General features: G+C 62.7%; 13 protein-coding genes. 2 read left to right on the forward strand and 11 right to left on the reverse strand.

Translation table 11 applies throughout. From position 1 onward, the window contains the following. Nucleotides 1-2: 2 nt before the first annotated feature. The 5 genes from ACFSX5_RS05865 to ACFSX5_RS05885 form a co-directional block, all read right to left on the reverse strand. Nucleotides 3-365, reverse strand: coding sequence for a proton-translocating transhydrogenase family protein (locus tag ACFSX5_RS05865; protein ID WP_386832353.1), 363 nt, complete (start codon nt 363-365; stop codon nt 3-5). Then, nucleotides 365-1,906: a Re/Si-specific NAD(P)(+) transhydrogenase subunit alpha gene (locus tag ACFSX5_RS05870; protein ID WP_386832354.1), complete on the reverse strand. Its 1,542-nt coding sequence runs from the start codon at nt 1,904-1,906 to the stop codon at nt 365-367. The genes ACFSX5_RS05865 and ACFSX5_RS05870 overlap by 1 nt, the downstream gene beginning before the upstream one ends. A gap of 102 nt (nt 1,907-2,008) precedes the next feature. Next, the gene (locus tag ACFSX5_RS05875; protein ID WP_386832355.1) at nt 2,009-2,254 is read right to left on the reverse strand and encodes an aa3-type cytochrome c oxidase subunit IV; all 246 of its coding nucleotides are present in this window, start codon (nt 2,252-2,254) and stop codon (nt 2,009-2,011) included. Nucleotides 2,255-2,288: 34 nt separating this feature from the next. Next, entirely contained in the window at nt 2,289-4,109 is a 1,821-nt protein-coding gene (locus ACFSX5_RS05880) for a M3 family oligoendopeptidase (protein WP_386832356.1), read from the reverse strand. 98 nt (nt 4,110-4,207) lie between these two features. Then, on the reverse strand, nt 4,208-4,387 hold the full coding sequence (locus tag ACFSX5_RS05885) for a hypothetical protein (RefSeq protein WP_386832357.1): 180 nt from the start codon (nt 4,385-4,387) through the stop codon (nt 4,208-4,210). A gap of 181 nt (nt 4,388-4,568) precedes the next feature. Between ACFSX5_RS05885 and ACFSX5_RS05890 the strand changes: the two genes are divergently transcribed. Next, nucleotides 4,569-6,056 carry a sigma-54-dependent transcriptional regulator gene (locus ACFSX5_RS05890; protein WP_386832358.1) on the forward strand — a complete coding sequence of 496 codons (1,488 nt, stop codon included), beginning with the start codon at nt 4,569-4,571 and terminating at the stop codon, nt 6,054-6,056. Between the two features lie 1,235 nt (nt 6,057-7,291). Then, entirely contained in the window at nt 7,292-8,515 is a 1,224-nt protein-coding gene (locus ACFSX5_RS05895; RefSeq protein ID WP_386832359.1) for a hypothetical protein, read from the forward strand. A gap of 666 nt (nt 8,516-9,181) precedes the next feature. On the opposite strand, the gene ACFSX5_RS05900 is transcribed toward ACFSX5_RS05895, so the two are convergent. The 6 genes from ACFSX5_RS05900 to ACFSX5_RS05925 all read right to left on the reverse strand — a co-directional run bounded on the left by ACFSX5_RS05900 (nt 9,182) and on the right by ACFSX5_RS05925 (nt 14,881). Further along, a complete protein-coding gene (locus tag ACFSX5_RS05900) occupies nt 9,182-9,967 on the reverse strand; it encodes an amino acid ABC transporter ATP-binding protein (RefSeq protein WP_386832360.1) in 786 nt (261 codons plus the stop codon). A 28-nt stretch (nt 9,968-9,995) separates the two neighbouring features. Next, the gene (locus ACFSX5_RS05905; protein WP_386832361.1) at nt 9,996-10,667 is read right to left on the reverse strand and encodes an amino acid ABC transporter permease; all 672 of its coding nucleotides are present in this window, start codon (nt 10,665-10,667) and stop codon (nt 9,996-9,998) included. A 13-nt stretch (nt 10,668-10,680) separates the two neighbouring features. Further along, on the reverse strand, nt 10,681-11,553 hold the full coding sequence (locus ACFSX5_RS05910) for a transporter substrate-binding domain-containing protein (RefSeq protein WP_386832362.1): 873 nt from the start codon (nt 11,551-11,553) through the stop codon (nt 10,681-10,683). 149 nt (nt 11,554-11,702) lie between these two features. Continuing rightward, nucleotides 11,703-12,575, reverse strand: coding sequence for a transporter substrate-binding domain-containing protein (locus ACFSX5_RS05915; protein ID WP_386832363.1), 873 nt, complete (start codon nt 12,573-12,575; stop codon nt 11,703-11,705). Nucleotides 12,576-12,655: 80 nt separating this feature from the next. Further along, complete coding sequence (locus ACFSX5_RS05920; protein ID WP_386832364.1) at nt 12,656-13,897, reverse strand: M20 family metallopeptidase; 1,242 nt, start codon at nt 13,895-13,897, stop codon at nt 12,656-12,658. 294 nt (nt 13,898-14,191) lie between these two features. Continuing rightward, nucleotides 14,192-14,881 (reverse strand): GntR family transcriptional regulator, encoded by a 690-nt coding sequence (locus tag ACFSX5_RS05925; RefSeq protein WP_386832365.1) that lies wholly within the window; start codon nt 14,879-14,881, stop codon nt 14,192-14,194. Between the last annotated feature and the right edge of the window lie 112 nt (nt 14,882-14,993).

Raw genomic sequence — 14,993 nt, forward strand, 5'->3', positions numbered from 1 at the left:
CTTCAGCCCTTCTTCTTGTACATTGACAGCATGCGCTGCGTGACGAGGAAGCCCCCGAAAATGTTCACACTGGCGAACACCAGGGCGATGAAGCCGAAGAGCTTCGACACCCAGTTGCCGTCGGTTGCCAGTTCCACACCCACGGCGAGCAGCGCGCCCACCACGATCACCGAGGAAATGGCGTTGGTCACACTCATCAGCGGCGTGTGCAGGGCCGGGGTCACGCTCCAGACCACGAAGTAGCCGACAAAGATCGCCAGCACGAAAATGGCTAGCCGGAAGGTGAACGGATCGATCGCGCCACCCAGCGCTCCATGCGCCACTGCGGCCGCAACATCCGCGGTCTGTTCTGCCGTCGCGTCCATTATTCAGTCCCCTTGGGTGCTGCAGGCTTGCGGGTGCGCTTGGTTGTTGCCGACGCATCCGATACCGCTTCGGTGGCAATCTTGCGCACCGGCGGCTTACGCGCCCCGGACTTCGCCGCTGCGTCCGCCGCGGTATCGATAACCCGCTCTGCCTTCTTGATGGCAGCACGCTTGCGCGGGCTCGGGGCCGGTTCGACGGCTCCCGGAAGCGACTGCTCCACCCCCGGCTGCGCCTTCTTCGGCGGATCGGCCATGGCAGGAACCGCCACCTTGGCAGCAGCCTTGCCCTTGCGCGCTGTGGTCGCGCCACTCGCGCCGATCTTGACCGCTGCGTCCTTCGCCTCGACGGCTGCACTTGACGGGGCTGGTGCCGGCTTCACCTCGGTCACGGGGCCGCCCGCCGCAGGCACGGCACTGGCGAAATTCGGGTGCACCACAGCCCCATCACGCGTCAGCACCGTGGCCTTGACCAGTTCGTCGTCCCAGTTGATGGCGAGACGCTTCTCGGTCTTGTCGATCAGCGTTTCGACAAAGGCGAGCAGGTTGCGGGCATAGAGCTGGCTGGCCGTTGTCGGGATCCGCCCCTGCACATTGGTGTAGCCGATGATGGTCACACCGTTGTGCTCGACCACCCTGCCTGGCTGGGTCAATTCCACATTGCCGCCGCGTTCGGCCGCAAGGTCGACGATCACCGAGCCCGGTGCCATCGATTCCACCATTTCGCGGCTGATCAGCCGCGGCGCTGCTCGGCCCGGGATCAGCGCCGTGGTGATGACTATGTCCTGCTTGGCAATGTGCTGCGCCGTCAGTTCGGCTTGCTTCGCCTGGTACTCGGCGCTCATCTGCTTGGCGTAGCCGCCGGCGGTCTCGGCTTGGCGAAACTCTTCGTCCTCGACAGCGATGAACTTGGCGCCCAGTGACTCCACCTGCTCCTTGGCCGCTGGCCGCACGTCGGTGGCGGAGACCACCGCCCCCAGCCGCTTCGCCGTCGCAATCGCCTGCAGCCCCGCAACCCCGGCGCCCATCACGAAGGCCTTGGCCGGCCGCACCGTACCCGCGGCGGTCATCATCATCGGCAGCGCGCGGTCGAACACCGCCGCAGCTTCGATCACGCCTTGATAGCCGGCAAGATTCGCCTGCGAGGACAGAATGTCCATCACCTGGGCCCGGGTGATGCGCGGCATGAATTCCATTGAAACCGCAGTGACGCCTGCCTGGGCCAGCGCGGCGATATCGGCTTCATTGCCGTAGGGGTCGAGCGCCCCGATCACCAGCGCTCCGGGATTGACGCCGGCAAGCATCGAAGCGGCAGGTCGGCGGACGGTCAGCACCACGTCGGCGCCGCTGAGTGCCGTCGGTGCGTCTGCTGCGAGCGTTGCGCCAGCCGCCTCGTACTCCGCATCGGTGATGCGCGATCCGCTACCCGCGCCGCGCTCGACCGCGACGGTCGCACCGAGCCCGATCAGCTTGCCGACTGTTTCCGGAGTCGCCGCGACCCGGTTCTCCCCCTCGAAACGTTCGCGGACGATGGCAATCTTCATAGCGCAAGCTCCCGCCGCTGAGCGCCGGGAACGGCTGCGGCATGCCGAAGAGGTTTGCCGCCGGGCCAGGTGGTCCGGCGAACCAGACTATGCGACCGATGCTTAGCGCCGGTCCAGGATCGCCCAGACAACCGGCACGATCAGCGAGGCGATGATCAGCACCCAACCGACACCGGCCTGGTTGGCGATGACCGCGAAGTAGAGGCCCACCATCAGCAGGGCCATCGAGGCGATGACGTATTTCAGACCGGCCACGAAACCGCTGTAGGTGGCTTCGTGCTGCGCATAGTCCATGGCCGACTCCTGCTGCGGGGCGGGGTGAGGTGTGGTGGGGTGGTTGGTGGCCATATCGTCCTCGAAGGTACAGTCGGTCTTTGGTCTGTCAGCCAGCAGTCGCAGGAGGCGAAGTGGCTTCCAGTTCGTCGATCAGCCGCTCGATCATGCCGAGGCCGAGCGACCAGAATTGCGGGTCCTTGGCGTCGAGCCCGAACGGAGCCAGCAGCTCGGAATGATGCTTGCTTCCCCCGGCCTTGAGCAGCTCGAAATAGCGCTCGGCAAACCCCTCATGTGCCTTCTCATACTGTGCGTAGAGCGAGTTCACAAGGCAGTCGCCAAAGGCATAGGCGTACACATAAAAGGGCGAATGGATGAAGTGCGGGATATACGTCCAGAACACCTCATAGCCTTCGTTCGCCTTGATCGCCGGCCCCAGTGATTCCGCCTGCACCTCAAGCCAGATGCGGTTGATCTCCTCGGCCCTCAGTTCACCCTGCCGGCGCGCGGTGTGGACCCGCCGCTCGAAGGTGTAGAACGCGATCTGGCGCACCACCGTGTTGAGCATGTCCTCGACCTTGCCCGACAGCAGCGCGAAGCGCTGGCGGGGATCGGTGGTTTTGGCCAGCAGATGCCGGAAGGTCAGCATCTCGCCGAACACCGAGGCGGTCTCCGCCAAGGTCAGCGGCGTGTTGGCGAGGATCGGGCCCTGAGCGGCGGCGAGCCGCTGGTGGACGCCATGGCCCAGTTCGTGGGCCAGCGTCATGATGTCCCGCGTGCGCCCAAGATAGTTCAACATCAGATAGGGATGGGCACTGGGGACCGTCGGATGCGCGAAGGCTCCCGACAGCTTGCCCTCGACCACCGGCGCGTCGATCCAGCCCGAGTTGAAGAAGGGGCGTGCCACTTCGGCAAGCTCCGGAGAGAAGCTCGAATAGGCCTCCAGCACCGTCGACACTGCGCTGTCCCAATCCCAGATTCGCTCGTCGCTGGTCGGCAGCGGCGCATTGCGGTCCCAGGCGTTGAGCTGGTCCTTGCCGAACCACTTCGCCTTCATCTGGTAGTAGCGGTGGCTGAGCCGCGGATAGGCCGCCTGCACCGCCGCCTGCAGCGCATCGACCACCTCGCGCTCCACCGAATTGGCCATGTGCCGGCTGTCGGCGATGTCCTCGTAACCGCGCCAGCGGTCGGAGATTTCCTTGTCCTTGGCGAGGACATTGGTGATGTGCGTGAACAGCCTCACATTGCCCGACAGGGTCTTCGCCAGCGCCTTGAACGCGGCCTCGCGCTTCGTCTCGTCCCTTTCCGAAAGCAGGTGGAGCGTCGCTTCCATGTTCAGCGTCTCGCCATCGACCTCGAATTCGAGGCCTGAGAGCGTTTCGTCAAACAGACGGTTCCAGGCGGAGAAGGCGGTGACCGACTTGTCGTGGAACAGCTCTTCCAGCTTGTCGTCGAGCTGATACGGCTTGGCCTTGCGCAGGTCGGCGAACCAGGTGCGGTAGCGGGCGAGTTCGGCGTCCTTGCTGATCGCCGCCTCGAGCTCGGCGTCTTCGATCCGGTTCAATTCCAGTTCGAAGAACAGCACCCGGGTCGACAAGGTGGTCAGTGCTTCGTTGGTGTCGCCCATGAACTTGGCGCGATCGGGATCGGTGGAGTTCTGGGCATAGCGCAGAAAGGCATACGAGCCGATGCGCCCGGTCAGGTCGCCCAGCACCTCGCTGTCGCGGATGGCCTCGATCAGCCGGCCGGCACGCGTCAGTTCGGCAAGCTTGCCCTTGTAGTCGCTTTCGAACCGGCTGGCGCGCTCGCGCGCCTCTTCCAGGGCCGCCTTGAACTCCGGGCTGTCCGGCGCCGGATAGAGGTCCGTAAGGTCCCATACCGGCAGCGTGCCGAATGCGTTGTGGCCCTTGTTGGGTGCCGCTTGGGTCATCAGGTGGTCTCCGCTGATCGGTCGCGGCGGACCTTAGCCAGCAGAGGGTTGGCTGTGAAGGGTGCGCGGCGCCTTCTAGCAGGCGCCGCGACAGCCGCTTACTGCGTCGGCATCTCGCCGACGGCGGTCTGGTTGGAATCGTTCGGCGTACCGGCGACGCGCCCCTGCCCCATCAGCACCAGGCCGCCCACCAGCAAGGCGCCAAGCAGCCACATCGCGCCAACCAGAAGCGTAAATCCCTCGATGAATTCCAGTCCGGTCCGGGTGTTGGTTGCCATTGTCGTCTCCTTCTGCCCCCGCAATGCACAGGCCGATGCAGCGGTTGCCTCGCTGCGCCGGGAACCTGCCTCAAATGCGCAATCGCTTAGGATTAATCCCCTCTTAAGGCGCCGCCCGCATGCTGCTCCCAAAACGGCACACCGCGATTCCTCGCGGGCAAAGACAAAAACTGGAGTTGGTATGACGCGCGTTCTCGTAGTCGACGATGATCCGGTGCAGCTGCGTCTCACGGCCGAAGTGGCCAACCGCGCGGGCTTCCGTCCGCTGACCGCTACCGGCGGCGAGCAGGCCCTCTCGATTCTGCGCGAGGACAAGAGCATCGGTGCCATGATCCTCGATCTTGTCATGCCCGATCTCGACGGCATGGGCGTTATGGATGCCATGCGTCGCGAGGGGCTCAGCACCCCCGTGATCATCCAGACCGGCAACGCCTCGCTCGAGACCGTCATCTCGGCCATGCGCAACGGTGCCGCCGACTATTTCGTCAAGCCGGTCGCGCCCGAGCGCCTGATCGTGTCACTGCGCAACGCCATCAAGCTCGACACCCTCGAAACCGCCATCCGGTCCGAGCAGGCGCGCCGCTCCGGCACCTTCACTGCCGCCGACATGATCGCGCGCGCCCCCGCCATGTCGCGGGTGATGAACCTGTGTACCAAGGCCGCCCGCTCCACCATTCCGGTGCTGATCGAAGGCGAGACCGGGGTCGGCAAGGAACTGATCGCGCGCATCATCCAGGGCAGCGGCGATCGCGCCGGCAGGCCCTTTGTCACCGTCAACTGCGGTGCCATCCCCGCCAACCTCGTCGAGTCCGTGCTGTTCGGGCACAAGAAGGGCGCCTTCACCGGCGCCGTGTCCGATCAGGTCGGCAAGTTCGCCGAGGCCCACAACGGCACGCTGTTCCTCGACGAGGTCGGCGAACTGCCGCACGACACTCAGGTCAAGCTGCTGCGCGCCCTGCAGGAAGGCGAGATCGAGCCCCTGGGCAGCGGCCGCGCCGAACGGGTCAATGTCCGGGTGATCTCCGCCACCAACCGCCGCCTGCTCAATCTCGCCCGCACCGGCGAATTCCGCGAGGACCTCTATTACCGGCTCAACGTCTTCCCGATCTACGTGCCCCCCCTGCGCGAGCGTATGGAAGACGTCCCGGTCATGGTCGAGACCTTCATCGCCCGCTTCGCCGCCGAGGCCAACAAGCGCGTGCTTGGCATCTCCCCCGCCGCGCTCGAGCTGCTGATGGCCTATGACTGGCCCGGCAACGTCCGCCAGTTGGAGAACACCGTCTACCGGGCGGTCATCCTCGCCGACGGCGCCTTTCTCGAAACCCTCGACTTCCCGCAGATCGTCGCCCAGGCCAATGGTCGCGACCTGGCTGCCGGCGTCATGGCGGCAGCACCGGTCCCCGCGGCCCCTATTCATATCGACATGGCCCCGGCGCGCGAACGCGTCCAGGTGGAACGCCCCACCACCCCCGCCGACCGCTTTCTCGGTCCCGGCGGCGACGTCACTCCGTTGTCCGACCTCGAGCGCGAAGCCATCGCCTTCGCCATCGAACACCACGGCGGCCGCATGTCGCGCGTGGCCCGCGCCCTCGGCATCGGGCGCTCGACACTCTACCGAAAGCTCCACGAATACGGCCTCGCCGACGGCCTGATCAGCGACGCCGCCTGAACAGCGTTTGTTCATCGCCAACAAGACGCGACGACTAACCCTTTGATTCTCCTAGGTACCGGCTATGGCAAGAACTGCACCGGTCGCCAACAAGACGTGCAAAAAACACCGATTTCGCCAACAAGACGTGACCACTAGGTGTAAGCGCCTGTATCTAAAACGGAATTTGCGCTGGCTGTGCCTGCGGAATGCTGGGGAGCAAGCAGAGCACGGTAGTACCGATAAGGTCGTCCTGCGAAAATGCGACTCAAGTATTTTTTCGCGGGACCACACTAAACTAATGCACCCGCCCCCTTAAACACTCCGTAAACACACCGAGCAACCAGAAGTGTTTGCGGCATTTACTAATGCAGAATTGTAAATGAACAATACTCCAGGCAACTGGAAGAGAGTTCATGTCATCCACAACACCCGGACAACACCGTATCGCGCCAAGCACGGCGTCACTCCGCCGCAATGGCTTCGCCAGCTTCAAAACAGCGGCACTCATGAACTACACCGCACGATGGTGTAGGCACGTCCTAGTCCAAAGTACGCTCGATCCGGCTGTGGACGAAATCCGCCCGTGGAAAGCGGAAACCCGACTCCCGATTGGCGCGAGGTTCGCTTTCGAAGAGATCCGATCTGGCACCAGCACATCCGTCGGCCTCTTTGATGATTCCCGTGCGACCGAACTGGGAGTTGAAATCGACAGGATTTTGACTCGCGCGTCCGTAATGTCCGACCCGCGGTCATTCGTCGCCAGATCGATCTGGGCAGCCAGGAGCGTTGTTGTGCCGCAGTGGTTTGTCCTGTGCTCACTAAGGACACTTCAGACCTGGGAGGACGGTGTTCCACTCACCTCGCTCCAACCACATGGTGATGACCACACTCCCAAATGGTCAAGCTATGTCTTGTCCATGGCGTGCGCTGGCCTGGTGACATTGCACTGGACCACCATACTCACTGACACAACGGTCGTTACCCTCGGGCCAACAGCCCTCGCGCAGCAAACGGGTTTTTCGCAAACCTTAGGGCGGCCGGGAAGACAATCTATACTGTAGCAGATTCAACAGTATAGGACCGACGTCCTGGTGCAAGTTTATATTTTCGCATAACTTGAGATGACTGTTCAGATACCCTCGTCTACGCCAAACGGGGTAAATAAAAGCTTTGGATATGCGGGGGATGAAGAGATACGAGTTGTTCTTGCGAGGTATCTATCGGCCTTGCCTGTAGAACTGAGAGGCCTTGTCGTGTCCGTCCTGGGCAAGCGCGCTGCCGATGATCAGGACCTCATGAAGCTACTTTCGGGGTACAAGGCTGAGGCCAACCACGCTATTCGAACGGCGGCAACCATAGCTCTTCATGAGGCGACCGCCGACGACAGGATCGAGCGCGAGGGTTGTCTCGAGCAACTACGGGCCGAGGCCGTCATGATTGGCCCTTACATGGACCTCATACGGCAGTCATCGCTCGCAGGGTTTATCGCGCTTGACGAGGTCGAGGAATACCGTGACCTCCCCGAACACTCCGGACAGCTCGAGCTGTTTGCACTCGACAACAACAGAGCCGCGCTGGCCTATATCGCCCAACACTGGCAACGGCTAAAGAATGCCTTTGGCGCTGACGTTCTGTCGCACCTCACCCGAAGCGACAACGAATGGTATTCGTGGGATCATCTTGCTCCCTATACTTCTGAGTCTGACGCGATCCGCGGCGACTTTATCGAGTACTGTACGCGCGAGACAAAGATCTTGTCGGCAAATTGCATCGAGGCTCTGGCACGCGAGATGCCCGGGTCGCATCTTCTACGCGACCATTGTTTGCGTGCATTCAGCGGCGCCAGCAGCGATGTCAATTCACATGCATACGATAGCCGGCGCCGCGACGTCATCGCCGGAGTGGTACTCGGCCGCCGGTTCGCAACCGACGGCAGTGTTAAACATGCGCTTGAGGCCGCATCCGTCCGCCATCCATCGGCCGCGATCGCAGGTCTATGCGAGGGGTGGCCGACGAGCAAAGTTCTTGAAGATTTGTATCTAGCACTCGATGAGAGCGCAGAGGCCGGTAAACTAATATGGCCGGACGCGATTCGCCTTGTCGCCGCCCTCGGCACAGCAGAGGCATTCTGCAGGATAGTTCTGTCCTATATCTCCCACGCTCAGCTCAACATGTGGGACTTCTCACCGATGTGCGTGGATCTGATCGTTGCTCGTCTCACCGACGATGACGAGTGCGCCACCCAGTTGGTCGCCAAATTGAGGGGCTCCCCAACTCCGAATGAGAAAGCAAGCTTGCCCAAGCTGCTAGCGCTTGCGGGTCAGATGAACGGGGAGCTGCGGCTCTGGTGTGAGTCGGAACTAGCGGCGCAATATTCGAAGAGAACCGTCGTCGATTTTGGTGCAGACGTTGTTGCCGGGACAGTGCGACCAATAGCCTATGCGCTCCTAGATGCGCGCTCGCCCAGCCGGGCTTAGGGGCACTTCCTAGCGCCTGCAGTCTCCACTTGGGCCGATATCTTTGCTCGCAGCCATAACGAACGTCCGCTTCCTTGCTATAATTCCCGATAGCAGACGGTCCGCTGCCGGCCCCATTGCTGCTAACGCAGCTGCTTGCCCGAACGGCTAGCTCGGGGCCGGTAGCAGACTGTCCGCTATTGGGCAGGCCTTAGGAACAAACCGACATACCGCGCGTGAAAGACCAAGTCCGCTCGCGGCCAAGACCGGTTTTCACTTTCCCCCGTTTCTAGACAGACATTGGCTCGGAAGACGGCGTTACCAGCCGAAGTAGGGAGACCGGGCTCGCCATCATGGCGTGGTTGATGGAAAAGGTGAGTTTTCTTCGCTCTACTCGGGTCTAAACAGCCCCTTAATCGCGCCCGAGAAGCTGCTGCGGGCGATGCTGCTAGACGCGAAATCCACAGAAGCTGCCACTTGCCCTTGCCTTGTGGAGGCGCCTTTCGAGGACACCGTTCGGTACCTCTGGTAGACGTCGGGATGTCCCTCGAGCTCACTGATACCGTAGATCTCTGGGATATGGCGTGCCCTCGGCAGAAGCGAGGGGATTTTGTTCCTTGAGTCTCTACGGTTGGAGATCATGTCGTTGAACCTTAACGATAGGTGGTGCCACAGCGTCCGAATACCTCAGTGAAGCACGCGAGAGAGGAACTGCTGCGTCCGTTCGCTCTGAGGATTCTCGAAGAATCTCTGCGGTGAGGCCTGCTCAGCGACAACGCCGTCGGCAATCAACATGACGCGGTCGGCCGCCTTCTTGGCGAAGCCAACCTCGTGCGTCACCAGGATCATGGTCATCCCGGCCTTGCGCAAATTGAAGATCACGTCCAGCACTTCCTGGACCATTTCAGGGTCCAGTGCGGACGTTGGCTCATCGAACAGCATGAGCTTGGGCTTTACTGCGATGGCGCGAGCGATCGCGACGCGCTGCTGCTGGCCGCCTGAGAGCTGGATGGGATAGGATTCGGCCTTGTCAGCAATACCTACCAGCTTCAACTGCTCGTAAGCCTGCTCCCGTGCGTCCTCCCTGTTGACACCATAGACATGCACCAGGCCCGAGGCCACGTTGTCGAGCGCGGTCATGGTGAAGAACAGGTTGAATTGCTGAAAGACCATGCCGGTCTGCCGACGCTGCACCGCAATAGCCCGCTCGCTCAGCTGCCTGCGACCGGTCGCCGTGGTGCGGTAGCCCATCTCCTCGCCGCAGACCCGGATCGTGCCGGTGTCGATCATTTCCAGGCAGTTGATCGAACGCAGGAAGGTGCTCTTGCCGCCGCCGCTCGGCCCCATAATGCAGACCGATTCACCCTTCATCAAGGTCAGCGAGATGCCCTTGAGCACGTCAAGCTTGCCGAATGACTTGCGAACGTCGGTGGCCTCTAGAACCGGCTGGGAAGCGTCGTTCGTTTCGGTCATCGGAATTTCCTTTCAGTCGCTGCGGTGGTCATGACTTGGTGACGTAACTCTGGTTCAGGCGATCCTCGAAGTAGTTCTGGAAGAGCTGCCAGATCGACACCAGGACGAGGTAGTATATGGCGGCGGCTACGAGACCCTCGAGCACGCGGTAGTTGATCTGGATGGCGAACTGCGCGTTGCGCAGCAGTTCGTTGACCGCCACCACCGAAAGAAGGGTGGTGGTCTTGAGCAGCCCGTTCACGGCATTGCCCAGTGGAGGCACGATGATGCGCGAAGCCTGGGGGAACACCACGACGCGCATCACGCGGGCTGGGGTCATGCCAAGCGCCCGGGCAGCTTCATACTGCCCTTTCGGCACTGCGAGGATGCCCGACCGCACGATCTCGGAGAGGTAGGCCGCCTCGTTGAGGGTAAGGCCAAGAATGCCTGCCGCCAGGGGGCTGAGGCGAATTCCGAACTGCGGGAGACCGGTGTATATAATCACCAAGGTCACCAGCAGCGGGATGCCGCGGAACAGCCAAGTAAAGAACGCCGAGGGGTACCGCAGCGCCGGATTTGGAGACATGCGCATCAGCGCCAGCACGATGGCGATGGCCAGCCCCATTACCAGACACACAGCGGTGAGCCATATTGTTGCCCATGCGCCCTGCAGATACTGCTTGCTGACAAGGAACTCGAAGAAGCTAGGCCAATCCCACATTTCGCTACAGCTCTTAGTTGGGCGGAGAATCTGCGGTGATGACCTTGGTCTCACCGTCGTAGAGCGTTACCTCGTAGCGCTCGAAGATTGGGGCCAGCTGCCCTTCGGCCTTCAAGCGGTCCACTGCTTTCACCACGGCGTCCGCGAGGGCCTGATCGTTGAGACCGAGGCACTTGAAGGTCTGGCTCAACGGTTCGCCAGCGATCTCGAAACGACCATCGTCCGGTGGCGGTACCGTACCGATCTTGGCATCGACTTGGCCGGCAGCGAGCGCCTGTGCGGCCTTGGAGCTGTCGCCGAAGGTCAGGATGTTGAACGGTTCCATCCCCTGCGCCGCGACGTCCTCGCTGAGCTTGGTAGTAGCGTCGAACTCGTAGCCGGGACCTTCGGTGCCGACGCGCAGGCCTGCCAGGTCTTCGACGGTCTCGATGCCCAGTGGATTGCCACCGTTGACCCAGATCACCACGCCCTGTACTTCCAGCGGGATCATCTTGACGACTTCGACGCGCTCCGGCGTGTAGACCATGCCGCTGGCGCTGATGTCCCAGCGCTTGCTCTGGAGCCCGGGGATGTGCCCGTCGAACGGCGCGTTGATCATCTCGAGCTCGAGGCAGAGCGCGTCGGCGATGAGCTGCGAGTATTCCGCCCGGATGCCCACGATCTCGCCGTCGGCATCGACATAGGAAATCGGGTAGCTGGCTGCGTTGGTCACGACGGTCAGCTTGCCCGGCGTGACCAGAGACTCGCCGGGCACCTCGATGCAATCGGCCCCCGATCCAGCGTCAGTCTGGGCGAGGGCGCTTCCCGCACCCAGAGCAGTCGTTGCCAGTATGAGGCCGGCGGACGAAAGGGCGGCCACGGCCCTGCGGACAGCAGATCTAGGCATGTGTAAGTCTCCTTGGTTCGGGGCGTCTCGCCGGGCGAGCCGGGACATCTTAGCGCCGAGGGGCTGGACAAATATCGAGGCGGAGGCAGTTGCTGGTGCAACCGATCATGCCGCCTGGCGCGCAGCGCCGAGGCGGCCTTTTTCATCGGTCAGGCTTCTTCGGGAGGTGAGTCAGGGGTGAGGACCTTGGTTTCGCCTTCGTACATGGTGAAATTGTACCGGGCGAGGAGTTCTGCGAGCCGCCCGTCTTCACGCAGGCGCTTCACCACCTGGACCACGGCATCGGCAAGCGCCTGATCGTTGAAGCCGAGGCACTTGAAGGTCTGGTTCAGCGGCTTGCCGGCAACGATGAAGCGCCCATCGGACGGCGGCAGACCAGTGGTGATCAGGGCTTCGGCCTGGCCGGCTGCAAGCGCCTGTGCGGCCTTGGTATTGTCGCCGAACACCAGGACCTCGAACGGTTCCTTGCCTTCAGCGGCAAGCCCCTCGCTGAGCTTGTTGGTGGCGTCGAACTCGTAGCCCGGCCCCTCGGTCGCGACGCGCAGACCTGCGAGATCGCCCACGGTCTCGATGTTCCTGGGGTTGTCGCCGGTAACCCAGATGACGACGCCCTGGACTTCGACCGGGATCATCTTGACGACCTCGACCCGCTCCGGCGTGTAGACCATGCCGCTGGCGCTGATATCCCACCGCTGGCTCTGCAGGCCGGGAATATGGCCATCGAACGGAGCGTTGATCATCTCCAGGTCGAGGCACAGCTCGTCGGCGATCATCTGCGACATCTCGGCACGCACGCCCACGATCTTGCCATCGGCGTCAACGTAGGAGTTGGGGTAGCTCGCAGCGTTGGTGACGACGGTGAGGGTGCCCGGCTTGATCAGCGAGGTGTCGGGGACGTCGATGCAATCGGCACCACTGGGGGTCTGCGCCGTGGCGACGCCCGGCACGAGCGCGCCGCCGAAAAGCAGCACGCCAGCCGAAGCGAGCGAGAGTACGGAAATGCGAAAGCGGCTTTGGGGCATAGCAGGAGACTTTCGTTGCGGGTTTGAGGGTATTCTCCATCGCGAGGGCAGGGCCACGCTAATGGCGGATATTGGTTCGATCAGGCTGCGGCTGGAGCCGCGGACCTCTCGTCCCAGCAGACGAGGACACGGGCGATGACCTCGACCATGCGCATGAAGTCGGCCACGTCGACCCACTCACCGGAGCGGCCGAAATTACCGGCAATCGAGCCGATACCAACGGTCGGCGTATCCGCGTAAAGCATTGGAAAGCGGATATCGCTGGCGCTATGCCAGTCGTAGGGTTCGGGCCGCGTTCCAGTCACGGCCGCGACAGCGTCCTGAACGGCAACGGCGAAAGGCGAGTCGGCGCAGCTGGCCGGATTGGCGCGTACACCGATCAGTTCCACCTCCGGCACGTTCGCCGCGAGCCACGGGTTCGACGCGGCGGCCTTCGACACGGCGCTCTTGAGACCATCGATCACGGAAGTGATCGTTCCCTCGGTGTACCAGCAGGTACCTTCCATGACGCAAAGCGCGGGAACTTCCAGCGCGTCGCGCCCGGCCTGGATGGTATTGACCGAGCAGATCAGATGCGGCTGGGTCTCGGCCCAGTTGACGATAGCGCCGACGACGCGGGAGGCGTGGACGAGAGCGTTTTCCCCCTGACGCGGATCGGCACTGCGAGCCGACGATTCAATGGGGATGGGCGTGCGCCCGGCAACGGTGATGCGGAAGGACAGTACGCCCCGCGTGGCGACCTTGATGCGTCCCATGCCGTCGCCGACTTCACCGGGATGGCAATAGAGCGCGCCTTCGCTGCGGCCGGCCTGACGCACCGACTGGTACATGCCGGTGAAACCACCGGTCTTGGCTTCGGCAATGACGACCGCCGGCGGCTTGCGGAGGCGGATGCCGGCACGGTCGAGGGATTTCAGCGCAGCGACGATCGCGACGACGCCGGCCTTGCAGTCGGCGACGCCGATGCCTGCGACCCGGCCTTGATCATCGGGTGTCAGGACCAGGGGGTCGGTCTGCCATCCGTCCTGCCGCTCGTGGTCGCTGGTATCGGAGTGCGCGAAGAGCATTATCCCGCGAGGGCCGGGTTTGTGGGCGACCATGCCCCCACCGGAGGTCTCGCGCGTCGGCGGAGAGAAGTCGGGCTCGCCGCGCATGTCGTTCGGGTCGCTCGCCACATCGTCGACCGTGTAGCCCAACTGCTCCAGCTCGGCTCGCAGCAGCGCATGCACCGCCGCGGTGTTTCCGGTGACGCTCGGGACCGCGACCACCCTCTTCAGGAGATCGAGCGTTGCATCGGCGTCCCCGTTTACAATCGCCGCCACGTTTCCTGCTCCAACCGACATCCAGAGCCCCCTTGTATTCCTGCGGTATACCGTTCGGACACTCTTTACTAGGGAAGGAAGCGAGTCAAGCGGCCAATCCGTATCGATGCCTGCTATTTCGCAGCTGCCGAAATAATGGCTTCGATGAGCATTTCCTGACCAGTTGCTCATGGCCGTTGGGCAAGGGTCGAGCAAGCGGCCGGGCGCGAAAGGATTGCGGTACGGGCGCAGAGAGGTAAGGCCTTTCCGTCGCACGGGCGAGGCAGGCGGGCCGGCACCGGACGACACGTCGGCTCAGGCTGCGGTGGCGATGGCGAAGCGGATCAGCGAGCGGATGTGCTGGGCGACGGACCGGCGGGCTGCCTTCTTGTCGCGCGCCTGGAGGGCATCGAGGATTTCGTAGTGTTCCCGTGAATCGGGTTCCAGCCGGTCAGCGAGGCGATCGATCTCGAACAGCTTGGTTGTCACTCTAAGCGCATGCAGCGATCTGGCCAGGACCTGGTTGCCGCAATTGTCGATAAAGAGATGGTGCAGCGCGTCATCAGCCTTCCAGTGGGCAATGACATTGTATGGACGAATGTTGTCGAGAGCCACGAGCTCCTTGCGCGCGGCCTGGATGTGTTCATCCTGCAATCGGTCGACGGCAAGCTCGGCTGCCTCCGGCTCCAGCATCTCGCGAACCTTGAGACTCTGCAGGTACTCGCCCATGCTGACGTGGCGGACCTGGTAGGAGCGGCCACCGTGCTTGACGAGCTGTCCTTCGAGTTCCAGCCGCTGCAAGGCCTGGCGCAGTGGCGTGCGCGACAGTCCGAGGCTTTCCGCCAGATAGTGCTCGACGATGGTTTCGCCGCTCCGCAGCTTACGCTCCCTGATCGCCATCGACAGGGTCTCATAAGCCAAATCGGATAGTCTGCGCGGGGCAGGGCGCGACTTCACCGCAGAAACCGAATCGCTTGGAATCTTGTGTGATGCGGTCTGCTTCATCGATGTCCCCGATCTGAGAGAGCGTTGCCGTCCGAGGTTCATAGCGCAATCGGAACAAGCCGCATACGGTTAGCAGCGGAGGTAAATGCCGCCCGTTCATGACGTTCCATCC

The organism is Devosia albogilva (genome assembly GCF_042685625.1).
In the GTDB taxonomy this organism is placed as follows: Bacteria; Pseudomonadota; Alphaproteobacteria; order Rhizobiales; family Devosiaceae; genus Devosia; species Devosia albogilva.

What these genes read in the sequence shown, in the direction of transcription:
- ACFSX5_RS05865 (WP_386832353.1), bottom strand. Translation starts at nt 365, where the DNA reads ATGGACGCGACGGCAGAACAGACCGCGGATGTTGCGGCCGCAGTGGCG.
- ACFSX5_RS05870 (WP_386832354.1), bottom strand. Translation starts at nt 1,906, where the DNA reads ATGAAGATTGCCATCGTCCGCGAACGTTTCGAGGGGGAGAACCGGGTC.
- ACFSX5_RS05875 (WP_386832355.1), bottom strand. Translation starts at nt 2,254, where the DNA reads ATGGCCACCAACCACCCCACCACACCTCACCCCGCCCCGCAGCAGGAG.
- ACFSX5_RS05880 (WP_386832356.1), bottom strand. Translation starts at nt 4,109, where the DNA reads ATGACCCAAGCGGCACCCAACAAGGGCCACAACGCATTCGGCACGCTG.
- ACFSX5_RS05885 (WP_386832357.1), bottom strand. Translation starts at nt 4,387, where the DNA reads ATGGCAACCAACACCCGGACCGGACTGGAATTCATCGAGGGATTTACG.
- ACFSX5_RS05890 (WP_386832358.1), top strand. Translation starts at nt 4,569, where the DNA reads ATGACGCGCGTTCTCGTAGTCGACGATGATCCGGTGCAGCTGCGTCTC.
- ACFSX5_RS05900 (WP_386832360.1), bottom strand. Translation starts at nt 9,967, where the DNA reads ATGACCGAAACGAACGACGCTTCCCAGCCGGTTCTAGAGGCCACCGAC.
- ACFSX5_RS05905 (WP_386832361.1), bottom strand. Translation starts at nt 10,667, where the DNA reads ATGTGGGATTGGCCTAGCTTCTTCGAGTTCCTTGTCAGCAAGCAGTAT.
- ACFSX5_RS05910 (WP_386832362.1), bottom strand. Translation starts at nt 11,553, where the DNA reads ATGCCTAGATCTGCTGTCCGCAGGGCCGTGGCCGCCCTTTCGTCCGCC.
- ACFSX5_RS05915 (WP_386832363.1), bottom strand. Translation starts at nt 12,575, where the DNA reads ATGCCCCAAAGCCGCTTTCGCATTTCCGTACTCTCGCTCGCTTCGGCT.
- ACFSX5_RS05925 (WP_386832365.1), bottom strand. Translation starts at nt 14,881, where the DNA reads ATGAAGCAGACCGCATCACACAAGATTCCAAGCGATTCGGTTTCTGCG.